The organism is Diaphorobacter caeni, assembly GCF_015354245.1.
GTDB lineage: Bacteria > Pseudomonadota > Gammaproteobacteria > Burkholderiales > Burkholderiaceae_C > Diaphorobacter_A > Diaphorobacter_A caeni.
In genome coordinates, this window is the sequence record NZ_JADKYZ010000001.1 from 341357 (window position 1) to 363938 (window position 22582).

Annotated in this window: 20 protein-coding genes, 2 tRNA genes and 1 pseudogene; 12 read left to right on the plus strand and 11 right to left on the minus strand. The window is 63.1% G+C overall.

The annotated features are described in order from the left end of the window. Positions 1 to 583: 583 nt before the first annotated feature. From ISG32_RS27480 to ISG32_RS01525, 3 genes and pseudogenes are all read right to left on the minus strand, one after another. Positions 584 to 700: pseudogene (locus ISG32_RS27480) on the minus strand (PfkB family carbohydrate kinase); the annotation flags it as partial. Between the two features lie 29 nt (positions 701 to 729). Further along, on the minus strand, positions 730 to 2070 hold the full coding sequence (gene miaB, locus ISG32_RS01520) for a tRNA (N6-isopentenyl adenosine(37)-C2)-methylthiotransferase MiaB (RefSeq protein WP_194769256.1): 1341 nt from the start codon (positions 2068 to 2070) through the stop codon (positions 730 to 732). 228 nt (positions 2071 to 2298) lie between these two features. Beyond that, positions 2299 to 2703, minus strand: a complete 405-nt coding sequence (locus ISG32_RS01525) for a hypothetical protein (protein WP_194769257.1) — start codon at positions 2701 to 2703, stop codon at positions 2299 to 2301. Between the two features lie 206 nt (positions 2704 to 2909). Between ISG32_RS01525 and ISG32_RS01530 the strand changes: the two genes are divergently transcribed. Continuing rightward, positions 2910 to 3725 (plus strand): metallophosphoesterase, encoded by an 816-nt coding sequence (locus tag ISG32_RS01530; protein ID WP_228529520.1) that lies wholly within the window; start codon positions 2910 to 2912, stop codon positions 3723 to 3725. 90 nt (positions 3726 to 3815) lie between these two features. Here the strand turns inward: ISG32_RS01530 and ISG32_RS01535 are convergent. The 6 genes from ISG32_RS01535 to ISG32_RS01560 all read right to left on the minus strand — a co-directional run bounded on the left by ISG32_RS01535 (position 3816) and on the right by ISG32_RS01560 (position 9594). Beyond that, positions 3816 to 3892: transfer RNA gene (locus ISG32_RS01535), tRNA-Met, on the minus strand. A 50-nt stretch (positions 3893 to 3942) separates the two neighbouring features. Then, positions 3943 to 4019 (minus strand) — tRNA-Met (locus tag ISG32_RS01540). 777 nt (positions 4020 to 4796) lie between these two features. Then, positions 4797 to 5576: an enoyl-CoA hydratase gene (locus tag ISG32_RS01545; RefSeq protein ID WP_194769258.1), complete on the minus strand. Its 780-nt coding sequence runs from the start codon at positions 5574 to 5576 to the stop codon at positions 4797 to 4799. A 119-nt stretch (positions 5577 to 5695) separates the two neighbouring features. Continuing rightward, positions 5696 to 7504, minus strand: a complete 1809-nt coding sequence (locus tag ISG32_RS01550; protein WP_194769259.1) for a M61 family metallopeptidase — start codon at positions 7502 to 7504, stop codon at positions 5696 to 5698. A 146-nt stretch (positions 7505 to 7650) separates the two neighbouring features. Further along, positions 7651 to 8367 carry a DsbC family protein gene (locus ISG32_RS01555; RefSeq protein WP_194769260.1) on the minus strand — a complete coding sequence of 239 codons (717 nt, stop codon included), beginning with the start codon at positions 8365 to 8367 and terminating at the stop codon, positions 7651 to 7653. An 81-nt stretch (positions 8368 to 8448) separates the two neighbouring features. Continuing rightward, on the minus strand, positions 8449 to 9594 hold the full coding sequence (locus ISG32_RS01560) for an FAD-dependent monooxygenase (protein WP_194769261.1): 1146 nt from the start codon (positions 9592 to 9594) through the stop codon (positions 8449 to 8451). A gap of 110 nt (positions 9595 to 9704) precedes the next feature. Between ISG32_RS01560 and ISG32_RS01565 the strand changes: the two genes are divergently transcribed. The 6 genes from ISG32_RS01565 (at position 9705) to ISG32_RS01590 (ending at position 16867) form a co-directional block, all read left to right on the plus strand. Next, a complete protein-coding gene (locus ISG32_RS01565) occupies positions 9705 to 10586 on the plus strand; it encodes an MOSC domain-containing protein (protein WP_194769262.1) in 882 nt (293 codons plus the stop codon). Between the two features lie 58 nt (positions 10587 to 10644). Further along, on the plus strand, positions 10645 to 11709 hold the full coding sequence (locus ISG32_RS01570) for a hypothetical protein (RefSeq protein WP_194769263.1): 1065 nt from the start codon (positions 10645 to 10647) through the stop codon (positions 11707 to 11709). A 317-nt stretch (positions 11710 to 12026) separates the two neighbouring features. Next, positions 12027 to 13121 carry a redox-regulated ATPase YchF gene (gene ychF, locus ISG32_RS01575; RefSeq protein WP_194769264.1) on the plus strand — a complete coding sequence of 365 codons (1095 nt, stop codon included), beginning with the start codon at positions 12027 to 12029 and terminating at the stop codon, positions 13119 to 13121. A gap of 278 nt (positions 13122 to 13399) precedes the next feature. Then, complete coding sequence (locus ISG32_RS01580; protein WP_194769265.1) at positions 13400 to 15151, plus strand: dipeptidase; 1752 nt, start codon at positions 13400 to 13402, stop codon at positions 15149 to 15151. A 158-nt stretch (positions 15152 to 15309) separates the two neighbouring features. Then, entirely contained in the window at positions 15310 to 15762 is a 453-nt protein-coding gene (locus ISG32_RS01585) for a DUF2628 domain-containing protein (protein WP_194769266.1), read from the plus strand. Between the two features lie 139 nt (positions 15763 to 15901). Next, complete coding sequence (locus ISG32_RS01590) at positions 15902 to 16867, plus strand: NUDIX hydrolase (RefSeq protein ID WP_228529521.1); 966 nt, start codon at positions 15902 to 15904, stop codon at positions 16865 to 16867. Between the two features lie 6 nt (positions 16868 to 16873). On the opposite strand, the gene ISG32_RS01595 is transcribed toward ISG32_RS01590, so the two are convergent. Together ISG32_RS01595 and ISG32_RS01600 are read right to left on the minus strand one after the other, a co-directional pair. Next, on the minus strand, positions 16874 to 17365 hold the full coding sequence (locus tag ISG32_RS01595) for a hypothetical protein (protein WP_194769267.1): 492 nt from the start codon (positions 17363 to 17365) through the stop codon (positions 16874 to 16876). Between the two features lie 51 nt (positions 17366 to 17416). Beyond that, on the minus strand, positions 17417 to 18433 hold the full coding sequence (locus ISG32_RS01600; protein WP_194769268.1) for an SEL1-like repeat protein: 1017 nt from the start codon (positions 18431 to 18433) through the stop codon (positions 17417 to 17419). An 18-nt stretch (positions 18434 to 18451) separates the two neighbouring features. On the opposite strand from ISG32_RS01600, the gene ISG32_RS01605 reads away from it, so the two are divergent. The 5 genes from ISG32_RS01605 to ISG32_RS01625 all read left to right on the plus strand — a co-directional run bounded on the left by ISG32_RS01605 (position 18452) and on the right by ISG32_RS01625 (position 22576). Next, positions 18452 to 19135, plus strand: a complete 684-nt coding sequence (locus ISG32_RS01605; RefSeq protein ID WP_194769269.1) for a hypothetical protein — start codon at positions 18452 to 18454, stop codon at positions 19133 to 19135. Between the two features lie 136 nt (positions 19136 to 19271). Continuing rightward, positions 19272 to 20141 (plus strand): carboxylating nicotinate-nucleotide diphosphorylase, encoded by an 870-nt coding sequence (gene nadC, locus ISG32_RS01610; protein WP_194769270.1) that lies wholly within the window; start codon positions 19272 to 19274, stop codon positions 20139 to 20141. A gap of 17 nt (positions 20142 to 20158) precedes the next feature. After that, a complete protein-coding gene (locus ISG32_RS01615; RefSeq protein ID WP_228529522.1) occupies positions 20159 to 21151 on the plus strand; it encodes a tripartite tricarboxylate transporter substrate binding protein in 993 nt (330 codons plus the stop codon). Between the two features lie 116 nt (positions 21152 to 21267). Then, positions 21268 to 21777: a nuclear transport factor 2 family protein gene (locus tag ISG32_RS01620; protein WP_194769271.1), complete on the plus strand. Its 510-nt coding sequence runs from the start codon at positions 21268 to 21270 to the stop codon at positions 21775 to 21777. Between the two features lie 88 nt (positions 21778 to 21865). Next, a complete protein-coding gene (locus ISG32_RS01625; RefSeq protein ID WP_407645014.1) occupies positions 21866 to 22576 on the plus strand; it encodes a hypothetical protein in 711 nt (236 codons plus the stop codon). The last annotated feature ends 6 nt before the right edge of the window (positions 22577 to 22582 follow it).

Sequence of the window (22582 nt, forward strand, 5' to 3'; positions counted from 1 at the left end):
TCGTTGCTGAGGTGTTTTTTCGGCTACTGCTGGGTGGTTGGGGTCAGGGGCCGGGACTGCCCCCGGCGGGGCAATCACTTTTTGCTTGCGCGCAAAAAGTAATCAAAAACGCGCTTTCAATACCTCCGGCGGAACTCGCTTTGCGCTGCGCGCGCCGCTCGGACAACCGCCGGAAATCAGTTTGGAAGAGGTGGTTGCGGCACGTTGCTTCGCTCGTGCCGGGGTGTTTGCGGAGTTGGGTGGGGGGGGCAGACGCCCACTGTTCTTTTGAGTGACGTTGATCCAGCGAGCAAATCAAAAATCGCGCAGCGCTGGCACCCCAGCATCTCGCGAAGTCGCGAGATGCCCGGCACGAGCGCAGCGACGTGCCGAACACACCTCCGAGTGAACATCTAGCTCGCGGCGGTTGCCCGAGCGGCGCGCGAAGCGCAAAGCGAGTTCTGCCGCGGGTATTGAAGAGCGCATTTTTGGTGCCTTTTTGGGCAAGACCAAAAAGGTACTCCGCCGCCGGGCGGAACTCCCGGCCTCTGCCGCCAGCACCGCAGCAAAGGCAACCCCCTCCACTGCAATTGAAGCCGCCGCACGCGGCCGCGACAAGATCATCCCCCGCCGCAACTCGGGCGAGCAGATTGCCGCAGAAACAATCACCCGCCCCGGTGGCATCCACAGCCTGCGCCTTGAATGCCGGAACTGCCGTGCGGCGCGGCTGATCATCCAGCCGCGCGTGGCTCAGGCTGCGACGGTCTCGCTGGTCACTACTTCACCGCGCAGCGTATAGGTCTTGGCCTCGGTGATGCGCACGTCGATCAGTTGACCGATCAGTCGCGCATTGCCGGGGAAGTTCACCACGCGGTTGCATTCCGTGCGGCCCATGAGTTCGCTGCCGTCGCGCTTGGAGATGCCTTCCACCAGCAGGCGCTGCACGGTGCCCACGCGCTCTTCGCTGATGTCCTTGATGTTCTGGTTGATGACGGCTTGCAGCTCTTGCAGACGGCGCAGCTTCACGTCGTGTGGCGTGTCGTCGTGCAGATTGGCTGCGGGCGTGCCGGGGCGTGGGCTGAAGATGAAGCTGAAGGAGTTGTCGAAGCGGACATCGTGAATCAGCTTCATCATCTTCTGGAAGTCTTCTTCCGTCTCGCCGGGAAAGCCCACGATGAAGTCGCTGCTCATCGCCAGATCGGGCCGGATGGCGCGCAGCTTGCGCACCGTGCTCTTGTATTCCATGGCGGTGTAGCCGCGCTTCATCGCCATGAGAATCTTGTCGCTGCCGTGCTGCACGGGCAGATGCAGGTGGTTCACCAGCTTGGGCAGCTTGGCGTATGCCTCGATCAGGCGCGGCGTGAATTCGTTGGGATGGCTGGTGGTGTAGCGAATGCGCTCGATGCCGGGAATGTCGGACACGTATTCGAGCAGCATCGCGAAGTCGGCGATCTCGCTGGTGTCGCCCATTTTGCCGAGATAGGCATTCACGTTCTGGCCAAGCAGGTTGATTTCCTTCACGCCCTGATCGGCGAGGCCCGCCACTTCCACCAGCACGTCTTCAAATGGGCGGCTCACTTCTTCGCCGCGCGTGTAGGGCACGACGCAGTAGCTGCAGTACTTGGAGCAGCCTTCCATGATCGAGACGAACGCGGTCGCGCCCTCGACGCGTGCGGGCGGCAGGTGGTCGAACTTCTCGATCTCTGGAAAGGAGATGTCCACCTGCGGCTTGGCCTTGGTCGAACGTGCGTTCAGCAGCTCGGGCAGGCGGTGCAGCGTCTGCGGGCCGAACACCACGTCCACATAGGGCGCGCGCTTGATGATCTCCTCGCCTTCCTGGCTCGCGACGCAGCCGCCCACGCCGATCAGCACGCCTTTTTCCTTGAGGTGCTTGACGCGACCGAGATCGCTGAACACTTTTTCCTGCGCTTTTTCACGCACCGAGCAGGTGTTGAAAAGGATGAGGTCGGCCTCGTCCATGTTGGTGGTGGGCTCGTAGCCCTGGGCGGCGCCGAGCACGTCGGCCATCTTGTCCGAGTCGTACTCGTTCATCTGGCAGCCGAAGGTCTTGATGAAAACTTTTTTGGACATGGCGGTCTCTCGAATTCTGTGTGTGCGTGGGGGTGGGTGGATGCCGCGGCTGCAATGCCTTCACCTGCGGATATCGCAGCGCTGTTTCAGCGTTGTCGCTGCGATGGGAGCGGCAGGCAGGACGGCCAGCGCCATGAATCAACCGATGATCTCTTCAAATGGGTACGGGTCCGAAGCGCCACGAGCGGCGACCTCGGTCAGTCCGGTATGGAGGCGAGGCAGGCTTGCTTACTTGAACCAGCCGCGCTTGGGTTCCTTGGCCAGCTCGGTGCTGGTGAGGATCCATGCGGTCTGCAGCATGCCGGTGCTGGGCTCGATGAGATAGCGCACGTCGAGCTTCTGGCCGATCACCGAGTGCGCGAACACCAGCTGGTTCTGCTGATTGAAGATGCGCAGGCCGGGAGCCAGCCGGTACACGTCGCTGTCCACCTTGGCCTCGACCGTGCTGGCGACGACGAGGTCGCCGCGCTTTGACGCGGGTGGGAAGTTGCGGGCGACGGAGTGTTCCATCACCTGCGCGACGGCGGCGGGCACGGTGCCCATGGCGAGCGCCGCGCACAGCGTGGCGGCGGCGAGCCGGCGGACGCTGGCCGAGGAGCAGGAAGGACAGTGGGGCTTGTTGCAGCGGTTCATGGTGTACATCCAGAGGCTGAAGAGTGGGGCGATTTTAGCCGCGAGGGAACATGCGGCCGAAGGCGGCGCGGCTTGCCAGCGCAAATCCGTCCAGTTTGTCGCCAAATAGCCGCAGCTGAAACCACATGCCTCTCTTGAGGAAACAGTTATTGCCAATATTGACGAAGTTGGTTTGCGCGAAACAATGGCGCACTGAGTGTTACTCAATGTACATTTCTTGCATGTCCGATTTCGCGTTTTCCGCCTTGCCCGCCTCCTCCTGTCAGCTGGTGCGCTTTTCCCTGAATCGGATTGGGCGGGACATAGCGGTCGGCGACATCCACGGGAGCTTCACTGCGCTGCAGAACGCGCTGCGAGCCATCGACTTCAATCCGATCCGTGATCGTCTGTTCTCGGTCGGTGATCTGGTGGACCGCGGCCCCGAGTCGCACCGGGTGCTCGAATGGCTCGACAAACCGTGGTTCCACGCGATCTGCGGCAACCACGAGCAACTGGTCTGCCGCACCGCCAGCGGCGACCCCATGCCCGATGTCGACCACATGCGCCACGGCGGCGACTGGATGCTCTCCCTGAGCGAGCCCGAACTCAACGCCATCGCCGATCGGCTTGGCGCGTTGCCGCTCGCGATGGAAGTGGAAACCCGCGATGGCCCGGTGGGACTGGTGCACGCGGGATATCCGTTCGAGGACTGGGACGACATCCGCAGCTTTCATCTGCCCGCCTCGGCCGTCGACGCCTGTCTCTGGTCGCGCGACCGCTTTGCGCGCCGCTGCGAGCAGCCCGTGGCCAACGTGCGGGCGCTGATCCACGGACACACCACGCTGGACGAGGTGCAGACATTGGGCAACGTGATGTTCATCGACACCGGCGGCTGGCGCGGCGGACGCGGCCACTTCACGCTGCTGGACCTGCATACGCTCAAGCCGATCGAGCCCATGTCGACGAGTGCGCCCGCTGCACCGGCCAAAGGAGTTTCGCCTCTGAAACTCAAGCGCGCCAAGGCTGAGGTCGAGCGCGTGTGACCGCCACGCGGCGCGGCTGTTGCGACCTGATGAGTATCTAGCAGAGCGCAAAGAAAAAAGCCGTTGGGCTTGCGCTCAACGGCTTTTGACTGGTGGTCGTAGAGGGACTTGAACCTTCGACATCAGCATTATGAATGCTGCGCTCTAACCAACTGAGCTATACGACCTTGACCCACGAAGCCCGCACTGCCGTGAGGCACTGCGGGCTTTGCTTGACTGGTGGTCGTAGAGGGACTTGAACCTTCGACATCAGCATTATGAATGCTGCGCTCTAACCAACTGAGCTATACGACCAGAGACAAATATTATAGCCTATGAATTCGAGGTCGTAGGAATTCTTCGCTCGGCTGCTTGCTTGTTGCTTCGGTGAAGGATTCTTTTTGCATGTATGTGTGTCAATTGTTTTCTGTCTTGGTTGCTCTGTGTGAGTGATGAATTGGGCGCGTTGATCGTCTTCTTATTTGAGCGATTCATTCGGTGGGGTCTTTTTGAGGGCGGAGGCCGGGACTGCCCCCGGCGGGGCAATCACTTTTTGCTTGCGCGCAAAAAGTAATCAAAAACGCGCTTTCAATACCTCCGGCGGAACTCGCTGCGTTCCTTCGTCACTCCGCTCGGGCAACCGCCGGAAATCAGTTTGGAAGAGGTGTTGCGGCACGTTGCTTCGCTCGTGCCGGGGTGCTTGCAGAGCTGGGTTGGGCACTACATGCCCGCTGCTCTTTTGAACGACGTTGATCCCTCGAGAAATCAAAAGCCGCACAACACTGGCGCAACCGCATCTCGCGAAGTCGCGAGATGATCGACACGAGCGAAGCGAAGTGCCGAACACACCTCTTATGAAAATTCTGACTCGCGGCGGTTGCCCGAGCGGCGCGCGAAGCGCAAAGCGAGTTCTGCCGCGTGACCCCGTATTCAAAAGCGCGCTTTTGGTGACTTTTCGCGCGCAAGCGAAAAGTTACTCCGCCGCCGGGCGGAACTCCCGGCCTCCACCCTCAACCAAAGCAACACACAAAAAAACGCCACCGCATCACTGCAGGTGGCGCTCACCTTGGAGAGGTGTACAGGGCAAGTCGATCAGAGATGCTTGAACGCAGCCTGACGCTTGTTCACGAAGGCATCCATGCCTTCCTTCTGATCTTCAGTCGCAAACAGCGCGTGGAACAGACGGCGCTCGAACATCAGGCCATCGGAGAGCGTGCCTTCGAACGCGCGGTTGACGGTTTCCTTGGCGGCCATGACGGCGATCTGCGAGAAGCCGCTGATGATGATGGCGGCGCCGAGGGCTTCTTCCATCAGCTTGTCGAGTGCCACGACGCGGCTCACGAGGCCCGAGCGTTCGGCTTCGGTGGCGTCCATCATGCGGCCGGTCAGAGCCATGTCCATGGCCTTGGACTTGCCCACCGCGCGGGGCAGGCGCTGGGTGCCGCCTGCGCCGGGGATCACGCCGAGCTTGATTTCAGGCTGGCCGAACTTGGCGTTGTCGGCGGCGATGATGAAGTCGCACATCATCGCAAGTTCGCAGCCGCCGCCGAGGGCGTAGCCGGCCACTGCGGCGATCACGGGCTTGCGGATGTTGCGGATCTGTTCCCAGTTGCGGGTGATGTAGTCGCCCTTGTAGGCATCGGCAAAACTGTACTTGGCCATGGCGCCGATGTCCGCGCCTGCGGCGAACGCCTTTTCGCTGCCGGTCAGGATGATGCAGCCGATCTTTTCGTCCGCTTCGAAAGCGCGCAGCGCGTCGCCCAGCTCGTTCATGAGTTGGTCGTTGAGCGCGTTCAAGGCCTTGGGGCGGTTCAGCGTGATGACGCCGACCTTTTCAGCTTCGACGCGGACTTCAATCGTTTCGTAGGCCACGGTAATCTCCAGATAACTGTTTGTGTTGCGAAAGGGGAAACCAACGCTGCACTATACCCAAGCGGTGGCCGGACAGTTTTTGGTGCCCGGCCAGAACGGCGGAAAGTGTGAACTATCTGTCAGAGTTTGGTGCTTTCGGCGACCTTGTCTTCGCGCAGCCAATGCCGGGCGAGGTCGGCGTTGTCGACGGCCAGACGCACGGTGTCGGGCGCTGCGCCTTCCATCTGAGAGGGCTGAAGGCGCATCGGCAGCTTGAGCAATCTGCGGTCGCGAGAGACCAGCGCCGTGACGCGTGCGGACGCGCCCGCGTAGAGCGCCAGATCGTCGAGCTTCTGCAGGCGCCAGCCTTCGCCGCTCGCCAGCTCGATGCCGAGCCATTCGTCACCGGCCATGAACCCAGCCTGTTCCGCAAGGCCGCCTTGCAGCACGACCTTGGCGGTGATGCCTGAGGCGTTTTCCTGCACGCGCAGGCCAAGGCGCTGTGCGGTCGCGGTGGTCTCGGTCTGCAGCTCGATGCCTTGGGAGGCGAGCAGTTCCTTGAGCGGCAGGTCGTCGGTGCCGTGCACCCAGCGCTGGAGTTCGGGGGACCAGTCCCTGCCTGAGAGTTTGTGCAGCACGGCGAGCACGTCGGCCTCGCTCATCGGGCCGCCTCGCGTGCGTTGCCACAGCGCGCGCATCACGTCGTCGAGCGTGGTGCGGCCGTGCTGGCGCAGCGCGAGGTCCAGGCACAGCGCGACCAGCGAGCCCTTGGTGTAGTAGCTCACGGTGGAGTTGGGCGTGTTTTCGTCCTGGCGGTAGTACTTCACCCAGGCGTCAAAGCTGGCCTCGGCCACGGACTGCACCTTGCGGCCCGGGGTCTGCTGCACCTGGTTGATGGTCTTGGTGATGAGGCGCAGATAGGTCGCGTGGTCGATGAGCCCTGCGCGGCGCAGCAGCAGGTCGTCGTAGTAGCTGGTGAAGCCTTCGAAGAACCACAGCAGCTCGGTGTAGTTCTCCTGGTTGTAGTCGTAGCGCGCGAACTCGGCGGGGCGCATGCGCTTGACGTTCCAGGTGTGGAAATACTCGTGGCTGATCAGGCCGAGCAGCGTGTTGTAGCCTTCGGGCGCCGTCTTCTCGCCGATGCGGGGCAGGTCGCGGCGGCCGCAGATCAGCGCGGTGCTGGTCTGGTGCTCGAGCCCGCCGTAGCCGTCGTCCACCACGTTGAGCATGAAGAGATAGTGCGAATGCACGGCCTTGCCCTCGCCATGCCAGAAGCGGATTTCGGTCTCGCAGATGCGCTTGGTGTCGGCGACGAGGCGTTCGCCGTCGAACGACGCGGCCGCGCCCGCGACGACGATGCGGTGGGGCACGCCGCAGGCGGTGAATTTTGCGCTCCAGAACTTGCCGAGCTCCACGGGGCAGTCGACGAGTTCGTCGTAGTTCGCGGCGATGTAGGTGCCGAAGCCTGCGCGGTTCACGTGCACCGGAGTGAGCGCGGTGGCAGCCTGCCAGCCCTTGATGCGGGCGGGCGGGGCGATGTCGATGCCGTGCGGCTTGTCCTCGAGGCCCACCGCGCGAAGGCACACGCTGGTGCCGTTGAAAAAGCCGCGCGAGACGTCGAGCCATGCGGTGCGCACCGAATGGTCGTAGGCCGCGACCTCGTAGGTCAGCGTGAGCGGCTTGTTCTTTGCGCACTTGGCGACGAAGCGGTGCTTGTCGAGCTGCTGCACTTCGATGGCCTTGCCGTTCTGCTGCGCCGCAAGCCGCTGCAGGTTCTTGGAGAACTCGCGCACCAGATAGCTGCCCGGAATCCAGACCGGCAGCGCCAGCTCCTGGTCTTCGGCGGGGCGGGCGACGACCATGGTCACCTGGAACAGGTGGTTGTGCGGATCGGTGGGCTCCACGCGAAAGAAGACGGCGGGCGTAGCGGTGGTGGCTTTGGTGGTCATCGGATCGGTGTTCTGTACGGGTGAGTGCCGTCCACTATATGCGGACGCTCGTCCCAAAGGAAAAGGCCGGGGCTGCGAGCGCCCGGCCTTTGGAGGGTTCGTCAGGCGGCACGCCTTGTGGCGTGGCCCGTCACTTGCCCATTGACTTATTTGGACGAGATCACGGTGGCGAGGCGCTTTTCGACTTCCTGCGCGCTGATCGCGCCCGGCACGCGGGTGCCGTCCTGGAAGATGATCGTCGGCGTGCCGGTGATCTTGTGCTTGCGGCCAAGCGCCAGATTGCGCTGAATGGCGGCGGTGTCGCAGCTCGCGGCGGGCGTGACCTTCTCGCGCAGCATGTGGTCTTCCCACTCTTTCACACGGTCCTTGGCGCACCAGATGTTACGGCTCTTCTCGGCCGAATCGGGGCTCAGGATCGGGTAGAGGAACATGTAGACCGTGATGTTGTCGACGTTCTGCAGGTCTTTTTCGAAGCGCTTGCAGTAGCCGCAGTTCGGATCTTCGAACACGGCGATCTTGCGCTTGCCGTTGCCGCGCACGATGGTGAACGCGTCGGCCAGCGGCAGCGCGTCGAAGCTGATCGCGGTGAGCTTGTTGATGCGGTCTTCGGTCAGGTTGCGGCGCGCCTTGGTGTCGATGAGCTCGCCCTGGATCAGGTAGTTGCCGCCGGCGTCCGTGTAGAACACGTCGGTGCCCATGCGCACTTCGTACAGTCCCTTCATCGGCGTGGCGGAGATTTCCTCGATGTTCTGCAGCTGCGGAATGCGCTCGGTCAGGGCCTTGCGGATCGCCGCTTCCTGTGCGGACACGCCCGTGCTCATTGCGAGTGCGGCGCCTGCCAGCAAGGTAGTGACTAGTTTCATGGTGCTTTTTTCATCCACTCAAAGGTTCATCAAATTCGGTTCAACGCGTGTCCAGCCCGCTCTGTCTTCGCGACCACTGGCTCAGCGCCGGTTCGGCTGCTGTAGTCCCATGGCCTGACGGGCGACCCATTCCTTGAGCGGGCCGCTCATCTCAAATCCTCTCATGCCCCAGTTGCGCAGCGCCTGCAGCGGCGATTCCTGCCGGGCAAACAGTTGCTGCAGCGCGTCCATGGTCGCTCCCATCGGCAGCAGCGCGGACTTGCGTTCGCGCTCGTATTGCCGCAGCAGCTTCGCATCGCCCACGCTGCGCCAGCCCTGGCGCTCGCTCAGAATGCGCGCCAGCGCCGACACATCGCCAATGCCGATGTTCAGCCCCTGACCCGCAAGCGGGTGCACCGAGTGCGCGGCATCTCCGGCCAAGGCCCATGATTCGCCCGCCGCGCCCGGCATCGCGCCGCACCAGCGACGCGCCTGCGCCTGCTGCAGGGGCCACGACGCGCGCGGCGCAATCAGCTCCAGCGCGCCGAGGCTGCTTTCGCTGACGTCTTGCAGCTTCTGCACGAAAGCGGCATCGTCGCAGGTCAGCCATTGCTGCACCTGCTCGTGGGGGATAGACCAGACAACCGCGACGGAGTTCCCTTGTTCGCCCTCGAGCGGCAGAAACGCCAGAATGCTGCCGTCCGCCGTGAACCACTGGCGCGCGATCTGGCTGTGCGTGCGCTCGCAGCGCAGCCGGGTGGCGATCGCCGTCTGGCCGTAGGGCGTCACGTCGAACTCGACGCCGAACTCCGCCCGGCTCTTGCTCGCGCGGCCCTCGCAGACCACCGTGAGCGGTGCCTTGACCGGCTCGCGCACCACGTCCACCAGCGGCTGAAAGCGCGTCGCGTCCGCGAGGCGGCGCTCCAGCGCGGGCACGTCCACGATCCAGGCCATCGCCTCGGCCTGCTGGCGATTCGCATCGAAAGTGACCGAGCCGCCCTGATCGCCATGCACCTGCATCTGCAGCACGGCGGTCGCGTGTTCGGGGTCGGGCCAACTGCGCACCGACTCCAGAATCGCCCGCGAGGCCACGTTCATCGCATAGGCCCGCACATCGGAATGCGAGGGCGCGCGCGAGCCCGCCGAATCGACCAGAGCGACCGACAGCCGCTCGCGAGCCAACAGCAACGCCAAGGTGCGGCCCACAATGCCGGCACCGCGGATACATACGTCAAAAGTTTGCGCCATACGGGGAATTGTAGGAGGCGCGGCGACCTGCCGGCCCGAGCGTGCAGAATCCCCGTTTCGCGGGTGCGCCGCCCGGCACACGCCCGCCCCCGTCAGCGGAGTTGTCCCCCATGAGTTTCGAGTCTGATCAATACGATCTGGCAGGCCGCATCCACAGCCTGTATATCCATCCCGTCAAGTCCTGCGCCGGCATCGCCGTGCAGCAGGCACTGCTCACGCCAAGCGGCCTGCAATGGGACCGCGCATGGATGGTGACCGATATGGACGGCGCCCTGCGCACCCAGCGCGAACTGCCGCGCATGGTGCTCGTCCAACCCGCGTTCGACGGCGAATCGCTGGTTTTGAACGCCCCCGGCATGCCCGAGCTGCGCCTGCCCACGGCCGCGCCGAGCGCGCAAGGCAACGAAACCCGCGCCCGCGTCTGGAGCGACACCGTCTCGGCCCTCGACATGGGCGACGAGCCCGCGCGCTGGTTCTCCCAATACCTTGAGGTGCCGTGCCGCATGGTGCGCTTCAACCCCGACCATCGCCGCATCGTCGATCCCGACTGGACCGGCGACGTGGAGGCCGTCACCCAGTTCGCCGATGGTTTCCCGATGCTGGTGACCAGCACCGCCTCCATCGCCGAACTCAACCAGCGCCTCGAAGCCGCGGGCGAGCAGGCGGTCGACGTACGCCGCTTCCGCCCCAACATCGTCATCGACGGCGTCGAATCCCACGACGAGGACCGCATCGACTCGCTGTTCATCGACGCGGGTCAGGGACAAGTCGAGCTCAAGATGGCCAAGCCCTGCAGCCGCTGCCCCATGCCCGACGTGAACCCCGACAACGCCGCCGTCGGAACCCAGGTCAACGGCATGCTGCGCCGCTACCGCCAGGACCCGCGCATGGACGGCGCGCTCACCTTCGGCATGAACGCGATCACGCTGGAAGGCGAGGGGCGGGTGCTGCGTGTGGGGCAGCGGGTGGGCGGCAATCTGAGTTTTGATTGAGTGAAGTCGTGTCCGCTTGCGGCGATATCCCGGAATTGAATGTTCGAGGTGACATGAAATGCTGATCACACTGGATGAATATGAGCGCGCCTTTCATTGGGAGTACCGATTCCATTTCAGAGACGCTGTCGTCCGGGACAGGAACATCTTTTCCTTCATTGTCGAACCCTCGTTGACCGAAGCGCAGGAGCGTGACGAACGGAAGAAAGGCGGTGATCACAATTTGCGCCCGAAAGGCGTCCGCATTTTCAACCGGTCCGCTGAGCCGGGAAAGATGTGGTCAGGCAGGTGGCTTCAGAACTGGGAAGCGATGGTCTGCGGATCTGCGAAGAATCCGCTGAACCAGGTGATCCAAGTGGAGGCATCGCCTGTCTATCCGTCGATGGAGCGTCGGGTGCTCGTGTCCGGAAGCGGCCCGGCCTATCAGGATCTGTCTCTCGGCTCAAGTGAACTGGAGGTTGGGGACGCGCGCTTCATTCGCGGAAGGATCGGAAAGATCAAGGAGATCGACGGATACGCCTATGTGGCCGCGGGTGGCCGTTCATTTGGACGTCGCCTCGGCAAGGGCCAGTGGGAGTCGTTCAGCCATCTGTTCGCACATTCGCTCTCCACTGACGCCATCAGCGAGGAAGGCTTCCGCGACTTCGATGGTTGGAGCGCGGAGGACATTTATCTTGTGGGCGGGCTGGGCGATTTATGGCATTTTGATGGCGCCAGTGCCCGCAGGATTTCGCTTTCCTACGACTATCCATTGCACAGCGTCTGCTGTGGCGGGGACGGGCGAGTGTATGTGTCCGGCATGTCGGGCGACACCTGGGTGGGGCGGGGCGATCAATGGACGAGGATACGTTCGCTCGGTCTCTCGCTGCCCTTGAGGGACATGGTCTGGTACGAGGACAGAGCCTGGGGTACCAATGATCATGGCGTTTACTGGATTCAGAACGACACTCTCCAGATCGCCGAACTGCCGCCGGAAGCGTCCGTCTGCGCGGGAAACCTGTCCGCAGCGGATGGCGTGCTGCTGATTGCGGGTCTGGGTGGAGCCGTCTTCAGGGAAAACGGTCGGTGGACTCCATTGGTGTTGTTTGACGATATGGAAAGAATCCGGGCATCGAAAGCTTGAATGCGGCGATTCGCGTTTTCGGGACACTGGATCCGAGCCCGGTTTGAATCGCAGGTGACGCGCAATGGGAAATCATCCGGACCTTGTGCGGCAACGAACGGATCCGCAAGGCCGCAGCGCGGCAGCAGGGATTCGGTGATCAGTACAATTGGCGCCAGTTTCCCCAGACAAGACGAGGACGACGTCCTCTTGAAGTCCGACACATTTCCCTGCTTCGACGCGATGCGGTCCGGGGAAATAGGCATGGACCGGGCACTTCCACGACGCCGATTTTCGGATCGACGGTGCATAAGGGGTTGATTTAAAAAGGAATATCCATGAGCCTCAAATGCGGCATCGTGGGCCTGCCCAATGTGGGCAAGTCCACTCTTTTCAACGCGCTGACGAAGGCCGGCATTGCCGCCGAGAACTATCCGTTCTGCACCATCGAGCCGAATACCGGCGTCGTGGAAGTGCCCGATCCGCGTTTGAATGACCTGTCGGCCATCGTCGAGCCGGAGCGTGTCGTGCCCGCCATCGTCGAATTTGTGGACATCGCCGGTCTGGTGGCTGGTGCGTCCAAGGGTGAAGGTCTGGGCAACCAGTTCCTCGCGCACATCCGCGAGACCGACGCCATCGTCAACGTGGTGCGTTGCTTCGAAGATCCGAACGTGATCCACGTGGCCAACAAGGTCGATCCGATCGCCGACATCGAAGTCATCCAGACCGAACTGTGCCTGGCCGATCTGGCCACGGTGGAGAAGGCGATCAACCGCTACAGCAAGGCCGCCAAGTCGGGCAACGACAAGGAAGCCGCCAAGCTGGTGTCGCTCCTCACGCCCATTCAGGCCGCGCTCGACCAGGGCAAGCCCGCACGCACCGTGCCGGTGAGCAAGGAAGACGCGCCGCTGCTCAAGTCGTTCTGCCTGATCACGGCCAAGCCTGCGATGTTCGTGGGCAACGTGTCGGAAGATGGTTTCGAGAACAACCCGTTGCTCGACCAGCTCAAGGCATACGCCGACGCTCAAGGCGCGCCGGTGGTGGCCATCTGCGCCAAGATCGAAGCCGAGATGTCGGAGATGGGCGACGAAGACCGCGACATGTTCCTGAGCGAAATGGGCCTCGAGGAACCTGGCCTGAACCGCCTGATCCGCGCGGGCTTCAAGCTGCTGGGTCTGCAGACCTACTTCACCGCCGGTGTGAAGGAAGTGCGCGCCTGGACCATCCACGTGGGCGACACCGCACCTCAGGCCGCTGGCGTGATCCACGGCGATTTCGAGCGCGGCTTCATCCGCGCGCAGACCATCGCGTTTGATGACTTCATCCAGTACAAGGGCGAGCAGGGCGCCAAGGACGCGGGCAAGATGCGCGCCGAAGGCAAGGAATACATCGTCAAGGACGGCGATGTGATGAACTTCCTGTTCAACGTCTAAGTACGCGGCGCTCGCCGCTGCGATAGGGCGCCAGTACCGGCCGCTTATGGCTGGTGCTGGCGTTTTTTTCGCATGCAAGGTTGCGCTGGCGATATCAACGATGGGAGTTGCCGTGCTGCCTATCGCATGCCTTCCGTGCGTCAGCATGGGCAGCGAAGAAACTGCCGTGGCCTTTGGGTTCGCCAGGCGTGATTGAGCCGCCGGCGCTGGCTGTTGGCACAGGCTGATTTCCTCGGATCCGCTATCCTTTCGGCTTCAAAAAATGGAGGCATCCAAACATGAAGCCGCAAATTCGACACTGTGCCCTGGCCCTGAGCATCACTCTGGGGCTGGCTGTGATGGCACCCTCGGTCACCCATGCCGACACGCTCAAGAAACCCGCGCTCGATGCGATGGCGTCGCAGCCTGCGGCAAGCAGTTTTGAAGGGTTCCTGAAGAGCGCCGCCGCGCAGAATCCCGGCGTGGCATCGGCGGTGCAGAACTACTCGAGCGGCAAGCCCTTGCAGGGTGACGAGTTGACCAACATCGCGCGCCTTTTGGGGTTGCACACCCGCATGACGCAGGAGAGCAAGGTGCTTTCCAGCATCGAGCAGATGGTGGCGCTGCCCACCGTGCGCGATCCCAAGATTGCGCCGCATGAGAACAAGGCGATCATCGAATTTGGGCAGCTTGTCGAGAGGATGAGCAAGGACTTCGGCCTGCAGTTCCGCAATGTCGACAACCGCATTTTTGAAGTGACGCTGCCCGGCACGGGCGGCGAGGAGTTCGGCATTCTCACGCACTCCGACGTGGTGCCGGTGGTGCCTGCGGAATGGGTGATCGATGGCAGGCAGATCGATCCGTTCAAGGTCACGCGCATCGGTGACAGGCTCTACGGGCGCGGCACGATTGATGACAAAGGATCCATCGCCACGGTGCTGTACGCGATGAAGGCCGTGAAGGATGCGAAGCTGCCGCTTGCGCGCAGCATTCGCCTGATGATCGAGACCACCGAGGAGACCGGTGGCGACGCGATGAAGTACTACCGCGAGAAGACGAAACTGCCCGAGTACAACATCGTGCTCGACAGCAAGTATCCCGCCGTGGTGGCCGAAAAAGGTACGGGCGCGATCAAGGCGTTCTTTGCCGATGTGAAGACCGATGCGCAGCAACCGGCGATCACGGCGATGGCGGGTGCGGCGTCCTCCAACGCGATTGCGCAGACCGCGACGGCGAGCATCGAGGCGGGCGACGCGGCGGCGTTGGCAGCGGTCGCACAGACACTGCAGAGCGCGAAGGACGGCTTTGTGGATGCCCACCAGAAGCTCGGCAAGTTCAGCATCGACATCACGCCTGGCACCCACAAGATCGACATCAAAGTGACTGGCGCTTCGGCGCATGGCTCGCGCCCGGAAGAAGGCGTGAATCCCGTTCCGCGCCTTGCGCTGTTCCTCCAGCAAGCCCTGCTGGCGGAGGGTGCAAAGGCGCTGGTGCAGCACAATCAGTACACCGAAGCGGTTCGCTACATCAACGGCGTATACGGGCTCGACTATTTCGGCAATGCGCTCAAACTCGCGTATGCGGACGATTTCATGGGGCCGCTGACCATCTCGCCCAATTTCATCAAGCCCGGCAACGGCCAGCTGGAAGTGACGGCCAACGCGCGCATGCCGCGCGGCAAGTCGCCAGAGCAGCTCAAGGCCGAGGTCGAAAAGGGCATTGCCGACTGGAGCACTGCCGCCAAGGTACCGGTGAAGATCGACTACACTCAGGGCAACTGGATGGCGCGCGACCCCAAGGGCGCATGGCTGTCCACGCTGCTGAACATCTTCGGCGATACCACGGGGCTCGACGCCAAACCAGTTCCCACAGCGGGCAGCACGACCGCCAAGCTGATGCCCAACGCCATCAACTTCGGCCCCGCAATGCCGGGCAAGAAATACACGGCGCACAACGCCCTCGAGTATCAGGAACTGCCGGACCTGCGGACCGACATCCAGATGTTCACAGAGATGCTGGTGCGCATCGGCAATCTGCAGCAGATGCAGTGAACGACAGACAACGGGACGCCTTGGATACGGAGTAACAGGTCTCGATGGATTGTTTAAATCTATTGATTTGTAAAAATTGATCCGGTATTGTGATGGGCCTGGCGCGCAGTGCAGCCACTGGCGCCCATCCCTCACTCATCCAACCAAAGTGTTCTTCGATGTCTGATGCGTCCAATCCGGCGACCACGCCCGATCCTGTATCCAACGCCCCCGTCGCCGATTGGCACAACGACCCGACGCTCAGCGAGAAGTGGAAGTACCGCTTCAACTTCTTCGAGAAGAATGGCGTGCCCGGCATGGGCAGCCCCAGCCCGCAGCTGCGCGCGGCATTCAAGGAGCTGAGCTTTGCCGAGCGCGTGAAGGTCAACATGAACTTCTTCGCGCTGTTCTTTTCGTTCATCTACTTCGGCTTCTTCCTCAAGATGTGGCGTCAGGCGGCGATCGCGTTCGGCCTGATCGTGGCGGCGAGCATCATCCTCTCGATCTTCAACCTGTCCAACGGCGCGGCACGCGGCGCGAGCATGGGTCTCGGGGTGCTGTTCGGGCTGCGTGCCAACGCGCTCTATTACCTCAAGCGCACGCAGGGCGACATCGGCTGGAAATTCTTCTGAACGCGGGGCGCGCATCGCCGGACGCAGCGCATTCCGGTGACTGATGCGCGGTGGAAATTCGGCTCGGAATGAGGTGCGGGCATGTGATAATTTTCAGATCGCATTCACTTCATCCAACCCACTCCGGCCCATTCCATCCTTGAGCAACCAGACCGAAACGCCCGAATCGCCCGACACGCGCGACACGCATTCCGTACAAGCCGATCTGGTGGCGGTGCTGCTCGCCGTGACCAATGGCGAGCCACGCGTGCTCACTACAAGGGAAGGGCGCACGCTGCCCGCAGGTCCGTTCACGGCGGGGCACCGCTCGCTGCAGGCGAGCCTGCGTGAATGGGTGGAGAGCCAGACGCACCATCCGCTCGGCTACGTCGAGCAGCTCTACACCTTTCCGGACCACGAGCGCTCCGACGCGCTCGGCATGCGCGCCATCTCCATCAGCTATCTCGGACTCACGCGCGAGCTTGACGACAGCGGCGTCTCGCAACCCGGCTGGCAGGACTGGTATCGCTACTTTCCGTGGGAAGACTGGCGAACGGGTGAACCTGAGCTCGTGACCCAAACGATTCTCCCGCGCCTGCGCGAATGGAGTCGCGGCGCGGCCGACGCGGCGCTCAAGAAGCGGCGCACCCAGCGCGTGGCGGTGATGTTCGGGCTGAGCGACAACGAGTGGAACGAGGAGCTGGTGCTGCAGCGCTACGAACTGCTGTTCGAGGCTGGCCTGGTGGAGGAGTCGCGCCGCTACGGCATTGCTTCCGCACGCGACGTGCTGCTGCCCGGCGCGGACATGGGCCATGATCACCGCCGCATCCTTGCCACGGGCATGGCGCGGCTGCGCGCCAAGATCAAGTACCGCCCGGTGGTGTTCGAGCTCATGCCGCCCGAGTTTTCGCTGCTGCAGTTGCAGCAGACCGTCGAAGCGCTCGCGGGGCGCGGCCTGCACAAGCAGAACTTCCGCCGCCAGATCGAGCAGCAGGCGCTGGTCGAGGAAACCGGCCAGATCGCAGCGGGCACGGCAGGCCGCCCGGCCAAGCTCTATCGCTTTCGCCGCAACGTGATTCTGGAGCGTGCGATGTCGGGCAACAAGCTGCCGCTCGCGCGCGGCTGAAAGAGCTTACTTTCTGGCGAACGCCCATCGGGCCGCGGCCACGACGAGGCCCATCACGCCCGCGGCGACGCAGGCATATTCCAGTGCTTCCACCGAGACCTTGCCCGCGAACGGATTGCCCGGCGCAAAGGGCGAGAACGGTTGCATGTCGAAGTGCATGAAGCTGTCGATCGCGATGTGCGACCATGCCCCGAGCGCCGCGCCGATCAGCACCTGCTTCATCGACAGCGCCTGCCAGTCGAACAGATTCGGAAGCCGCACCCGCGCGGCCAGCGCGCGCAGCCCCACAAACGCCAGCGCGATGAAGGCCACGACGATACTCGCGCCGACATAGGTGTGAAAGAACGCGTGCACCGGCTCGAAGCCGTAGGTGAAGTTGATGAACGACTCCAGGTCAATCAGCACATTGGCCGAGAAGAACGCGAGAAAGCTCACGTGGCGCGGCGCGCCGGCCTGCAGTGCGGCACCTGGGCCGAAGTGGAAGGGGGTGATGGGCATGGCAATGTTGAAAGCGGTGGATGTTCGAAGGAGGCCGTCGTGGAGCTGGCCTCATTTGCGGTTCAGCTTGGCGTATTCATCGCATCCCGGTTGATGGCCGTTGTCGCAGGACTTGCCGTACCACTCCTTGGCGGTGGATGCGTTCTGGCGCACGCTTTGTCCTTGTGAATACATGTAGCCCAGTGCGTATTGGGCTTCGCCATTGTTCTGCTTTGCGGCAGCCTCGAACCACTGCCGTGCCTTGACATAGTCCTGGGGCATGCCATTGCCGTTGTAGTGGAGGACTCCCATATTCCTCTGTGCATCGGAATTGCCTTGAGCAATGGACTTCTCGTACCATCGGGCTGCCTGGGCAAAGTCGCGCGGCTTGCCCCTGCCTTTCGCGTACATCTGTCCCAAATTGTTCTGTGCGACGGAATCGCCTTGAGCTGCTGACTTTTCATACCATTGTGCCGCCTTGGAGAGGTCGTGCACGGCACTGTTTGCGTCGGCGTAGATTGCGCCAAGATTGTTTTGTGCGGCTGCGTCCCCTTCAGCGGCGGCTTGCAAATACAGGGACAGTGCCCGATTCTCATCGCGAGGTCCCCCGACGCCGCCGTAATACATCACGCCCAGGTTGTATCGAGCCCGCGTCGACCCCCTCGCTGCTGCCTTGTCAAAGTAAGCCCGTGCCTTGACGTCATCCTGCGGAATGCCGTGCGCGAAATAGTGCATCACGCCGAGTGCGTAGAGTGCACTGGCATTGTCTTGCTTTGCGGCTTTGTCGAACCAGTAGAGAGCCTTGGCATTGCTCTTGGCGATGCCCGTTCCTTCGTGGTAGCAGTATCCAAGTTCGAATTGAGCTTCGGCGTTGCCTTGGGCTGCCGCCTCCTGCGCCCACTCGAAATATTTGGCGTCATCCTGCGCAACGCCGTCGCCCTTCCGGTATTTCAAGGCAAGTTGAAGCTGCGCGTCGGCCATCCCTTGAGTGGAACGGCGCTGCAGCTCCGCGACGGAGTCGTTTGAATGGGCAAGGGTGCACAGCAGCAAAGTGGCGCTGGCGAGCAAGGCGGGAAGCGGGTGATGCATGGGGTAGGAACTCAGAAAATGCGCCTGAAATACTTTGTTTCAATTATCCGGGCCAGATTTTCCACACCAATCCTGGAGATTCCGATGTGTGGAATGCGGAAAGACTTGCGAGCGAGCGAGCAGGTTGGCGAGTTCCGCTCTCTAGAATTTTTGCCTTTTGGTCATGAGGGCAAGGGAATGATGTTCAAGAAATGGATTGCAGGCTGCGCGCTGGCCATGTCGATCAGCGTGCCGGCGATGGCGGCACCGGCGCCGTTCGGTCTTGAGATTGGCAAGGCCACGGTGGGCGAAATGAAAAACAAGCATTCCGCGCGCAGCTCGGGCACCAATGCCTATTCCGGAGGTGCCATGTACCAGCTCGATGTCTCGCGCATCGAGTTTGATGGACTGAAGTCGGTGTTGGTGATTTTCAACCCCGCAGGCAAGGTCGAGGGCGTCGTCGCCACGCTGGAGAAGGATCGCTTTGACGAGATCTCGCGCAGCCTTTCCGGCAAATACAAGACGGTGTCGAAGAAGCTGCCATTCGTGGGGGACAAACGCATCGTTTGGGTCGACGGCGGTACGGAGATCGAGTTGAACGCTCCGCACATGAGCTTCGTAATGACGATGCAGTACGTCACCAAGGACCTGTTGAAAAAGTTCAACAACACGGAGAACGAGAACGCCAAGTCGAAGGCCAGAAACGAGGCATCGCAGCTGTAGGGCCTCGCGACTTGGGGGAAGAGGGTGCGGGGTGCGGGAGATCGGATTTCCCATCCTCTTGACGGGTTTTATGCTCAGGATTAGCATAAGTCGTCAGCGCAGTTGCGCTCCCTTTTTTTGATCAAATATACTCAAAATGAGCATTAAACAGAACGCCGCCCTGCCGATTCCTCCGCTGCCCGATGTGATGCTCGAGCCGCTGGTGCGCATGGCCCTGCTGGAAGACCTGGGCCGTGCCGGTGATCTGACCACCGACACCATCGTGCCTGCAGACGCCAAGGCCGAGCTGCGGCTGGTGGCGCGGCAGGACGGTGTGCTTGCGGGGCTCGATCTCGCACGTCTTGCATTCACGCTGATGGATGGCCGCACGCGGTTCGAGGCGAGCTGCGCGGATGGCACGCTGCTCTCGCCCGGCACCGAAATCGCGCGCATCAGTGGCCACAGCCGCGCGCTGCTGAGTGCCGAGCGGGTGGCGCTCAATTACCTGTGCCACCTGAGCGGTGTAGCCACCGCCACGCATTCGATCGCCGAGGCGATTGCGGCCCATGGCGCGCGCGTGACCTGCACCCGCAAGACCATGCCGGGTCTGCGCTCGCTGCAGAAATATGCGGTGCGCGTGGGGGGCGGCAGCAACCACCGCTTCGGGCTCGATGATGCGGTGCTCATCAAGGACAACCACATCGCGCTTGCGGGCGGTGTGGAAACGGCCGTGCAGCGCGCGCGCGCCGGGGTGGGCCACATGGTGAAGATCGAGCTGGAGGTGGACACGCTCGCGCAGCTCGAGGTGGCGCTCGCGCTCGGCGTGGACGTGGTGCTGCTCGACAACATGAGCCTCGACGATCTGCGCACCGCCGTGGGCATGTGCAAGGGCCGCGCGATCACCGAGGCGTCGGGGCGCATCACGCCCGAGACCGCGCCCGCCGTGGCCGCCACGGGGGTGGACCAGATCGCGGTCGGCTGGATCACGCACAGCACGCGGGTGCTCGACATCGGGCTCGATGCCTGAAACGGAGTGAATGCACGATGCTGAAACGACGCATGGCATGGATGACGGCGGCGGTGTTCGCGCTGATCGCGATTGCGGGTGTCTGGCAGGTCAGCAGCGGCCGCGCGGCGGTGCGCTTTGACCGGCCGATCACCATCGTCGTGACCTTCCCTCCGGGCGGTGGAACCGACCTGCTCGCACGGCGACTCGGCACGGCGCTGCAGGACCGGCTGGGACAGAACGTGGTCGTGGAAAACCGGCCCGGCGCGAGCGGCAACATCGGCGCCCGCCACGTGGCCGAGTCGCCCGCCGACGGCTCTACGCTGCTGATGGTGAACAGCTCGTTCGCGATCAATCCGGGCGTGTATCAGCATCTGGATTTCGATCCGCGCCGCGACTTCCGCGCCGTGGTCAACGCGGGCACCATCGCATCGGTGCTGGTGGTGCCGCAGGGCAGTGACGTCACGTCTCTTGCCGGACTGGTCGGCGGACAGCAGGCGCCTGCCGCTGCTCCGGTGGCCTTTGCATCGTGCGGCAATGGCACGCCACAGCACCTGGCCGGTGAGATGCTGGCACGCGCGCTGCACATCGACCTGCAGCACGTGCCCTACAAGGGCTGCGGCCCGGCCATCACCGACGTGGCGGCCGGGCAGGTGCCACTCGGCATGGTGACCGCGAGCAGCGCGGCGCCGATGATCGAGGCAGGCCGCGTGCGCGCGATTGCCGTGACATCGGCGACGCGCCTGCCCCAGCTGGCCGATGTGCCGACGGTGGCCGAGCAGGGCGCTCCGGGGTTCGAGGCACAGCAATGGCACGGGCTGCTCGCGCCCTCGGGCACCCCAGATGCGGTGGTTGAGCAGCTGCACAACGTGCTGATGGCGATTCTGGATGAGCCCGCAACCGCGCAGGCGCTCAGGGCGCAGGGCTATGCGCCGCAGCGCCAGACCCCGCAGCAGTTCGGCAAGCTGATCACCGCCGACATGGATCGCTACGCCGAACTCAGCCGCGAACTGGGGTTGCGGGTGGATTGAGCGGGCGGGATTTCGGACACCTACACGGTGTCTGGATGATGGCTGACTGTGCGGCGCGTCCGGAGTGTGGAACAAAGGACGTCCATCACCACTACCGGGCCCGGCCCCTTGCCATCATGCTGCATGCCAATCGCTTTCGCACCCAGGCGGGCCTTGTTCTGATCGCGGCGGCGCTCACGTTGTCCGCCTGCGGCTCCAAACGCGCGGAGTCGCGCCGCGCGGCCGTCGCCACGCAGACTGCGCAGGTCGGGGAAAACAGGAACAAGGCCAGTGCCATGGCCTTCTACAACGAGTTCTTCAACCAGCACGACCTGAGCGCGGCCGACCGCTACATCGGCGATACCTACATCCAGCACAACCCGCGCGTGGCCAACGGGCGCGAGGCGTTCAAAAGCACCTTCGCTCAGATATTCAAGCAGAACCCGGGCCGCCGCAGCACGATCGCGCGCGCGGTGGCCGAGGGCGATCTGGTGATGCTGCATGTGCACACGGTGACCGGGCCAGGTGATCGCGGCAGCGCCATCGTGGACATCTTCCGCTTCGATGCGAACGGCAAGATCGTCGAGCATTGGGATGTGATCCAGCCCGTGCCGGACAAAACGGCCAGCGGCAACGGCATGTTCTGACGGCTGCAGCCCTCGGGTACAGTGACGCCCGTCATCCGGTTGTCACATGGCATTGCAACCATGCCGGGCCTGTTCCTGAGAGGTCTTCATGTCCGTGGTTTTCCAACGCGATGCGTGCCGTGGCGCGCTGTTTCTTCTGCTGGCGACGTGCGCGGGTGGCCATGCCATGGCCGCGCGGCCGATGATCACCGACGATGCGCGCGTCGTCGACGCCAAGGCCTGTCAGGTCGAGAGCTGGGCGCGTCGCAATCAGGGCGGCGGCAGCGAGTTCTGGGCGCAGCCCGCCTGCAATTTCACCGGCAATCTGGAGGTGACCGTTGGCGGAGCGTGGACGCGCGAGGACGGTGTCACGCGGAACTCTGCGCGCGTCCTTCAGGGCAAGACGCTGTTCAGGCCGCTGGAGTCCAACGGCTGGGGTTGGGGCTTGGCGCTCGGCGCCCTGCGCGATCCACATGGCGGCAGCGGCCGCAACTGGTATGGCTATGTGCCCGCGAGTTTTTCGTTTTTTGATGATCGCTTCGTGCTGCACGCCAACGTGGGCTGGCAGCGCGATCAGGGCACCAGACGCAGCCACGCGACCTGGGGGCTGGGCAGTGAGACGCGGCTCACCGAGCGCTCGTGGCTGGTCGCCGAGACCTTCGGTGCGGCTGACGGCAAGCCGCATTACCAGATGGGTGTGCGCTACTGGCTGGTGCCGGATCGGGTGCAGGTCGACACGACCTATGGGAACCGTCTCGGCGGCGGCGAGCGCTGGATTTCCGTGGGGCTGCGGCTGCTCTCGCCCGCCTTCCTGCCGTGAATCGCG

What these genes read in the sequence shown, in the direction of transcription:
- nadC (WP_194769270.1), top strand. Translation starts at nt 19,272, where the DNA reads ATGAGCATTAAACAGAACGCCGCCCTGCCGATTCCTCCGCTGCCCGAT.
- ISG32_RS01560 (WP_194769261.1), bottom strand. Translation starts at nt 9,594, where the DNA reads ATGGCGCAAACTTTTGACGTATGTATCCGCGGTGCCGGCATTGTGGGC.
- miaB (WP_194769256.1), bottom strand. Translation starts at nt 2,070, where the DNA reads ATGTCCAAAAAAGTTTTCATCAAGACCTTCGGCTGCCAGATGAACGAG.
- ISG32_RS01605 (WP_194769269.1), top strand. Translation starts at nt 18,452, where the DNA reads ATGCGCCTGAAATACTTTGTTTCAATTATCCGGGCCAGATTTTCCACA.
- ISG32_RS01555 (WP_194769260.1), bottom strand. Translation starts at nt 8,367, where the DNA reads ATGAAACTAGTCACTACCTTGCTGGCAGGCGCCGCACTCGCAATGAGC.
- ychF (WP_194769264.1), top strand. Translation starts at nt 12,027, where the DNA reads ATGAGCCTCAAATGCGGCATCGTGGGCCTGCCCAATGTGGGCAAGTCC.
- ISG32_RS01620 (WP_194769271.1), top strand. Translation starts at nt 21,268, where the DNA reads ATGCTGCATGCCAATCGCTTTCGCACCCAGGCGGGCCTTGTTCTGATC.
- ISG32_RS01595 (WP_194769267.1), bottom strand. Translation starts at nt 17,365, where the DNA reads ATGCCCATCACCCCCTTCCACTTCGGCCCAGGTGCCGCACTGCAGGCC.
- ISG32_RS01585 (WP_194769266.1), top strand. Translation starts at nt 15,310, where the DNA reads ATGTCTGATGCGTCCAATCCGGCGACCACGCCCGATCCTGTATCCAAC.
- ISG32_RS01625 (WP_407645014.1), top strand. Translation starts at nt 21,866, where the DNA reads ATGTCCGTGGTTTTCCAACGCGATGCGTGCCGTGGCGCGCTGTTTCTT.
- ISG32_RS01570 (WP_194769263.1), top strand. Translation starts at nt 10,645, where the DNA reads ATGCTGATCACACTGGATGAATATGAGCGCGCCTTTCATTGGGAGTAC.
- ISG32_RS01615 (WP_228529522.1), top strand. Translation starts at nt 20,159, where the DNA reads ATGCTGAAACGACGCATGGCATGGATGACGGCGGCGGTGTTCGCGCTG.
- ISG32_RS01550 (WP_194769259.1), bottom strand. Translation starts at nt 7,504, where the DNA reads ATGACCACCAAAGCCACCACCGCTACGCCCGCCGTCTTCTTTCGCGTG.
- ISG32_RS01525 (WP_194769257.1), bottom strand. Translation starts at nt 2,703, where the DNA reads ATGAACCGCTGCAACAAGCCCCACTGTCCTTCCTGCTCCTCGGCCAGC.
- ISG32_RS01530 (WP_228529520.1), top strand. Translation starts at nt 2,910, where the DNA reads ATGTACATTTCTTGCATGTCCGATTTCGCGTTTTCCGCCTTGCCCGCC.
- ISG32_RS01580 (WP_194769265.1), top strand. Translation starts at nt 13,400, where the DNA reads ATGAAGCCGCAAATTCGACACTGTGCCCTGGCCCTGAGCATCACTCTG.
- ISG32_RS01600 (WP_194769268.1), bottom strand. Translation starts at nt 18,433, where the DNA reads ATGCATCACCCGCTTCCCGCCTTGCTCGCCAGCGCCACTTTGCTGCTG.
- ISG32_RS01565 (WP_194769262.1), top strand. Translation starts at nt 9,705, where the DNA reads ATGAGTTTCGAGTCTGATCAATACGATCTGGCAGGCCGCATCCACAGC.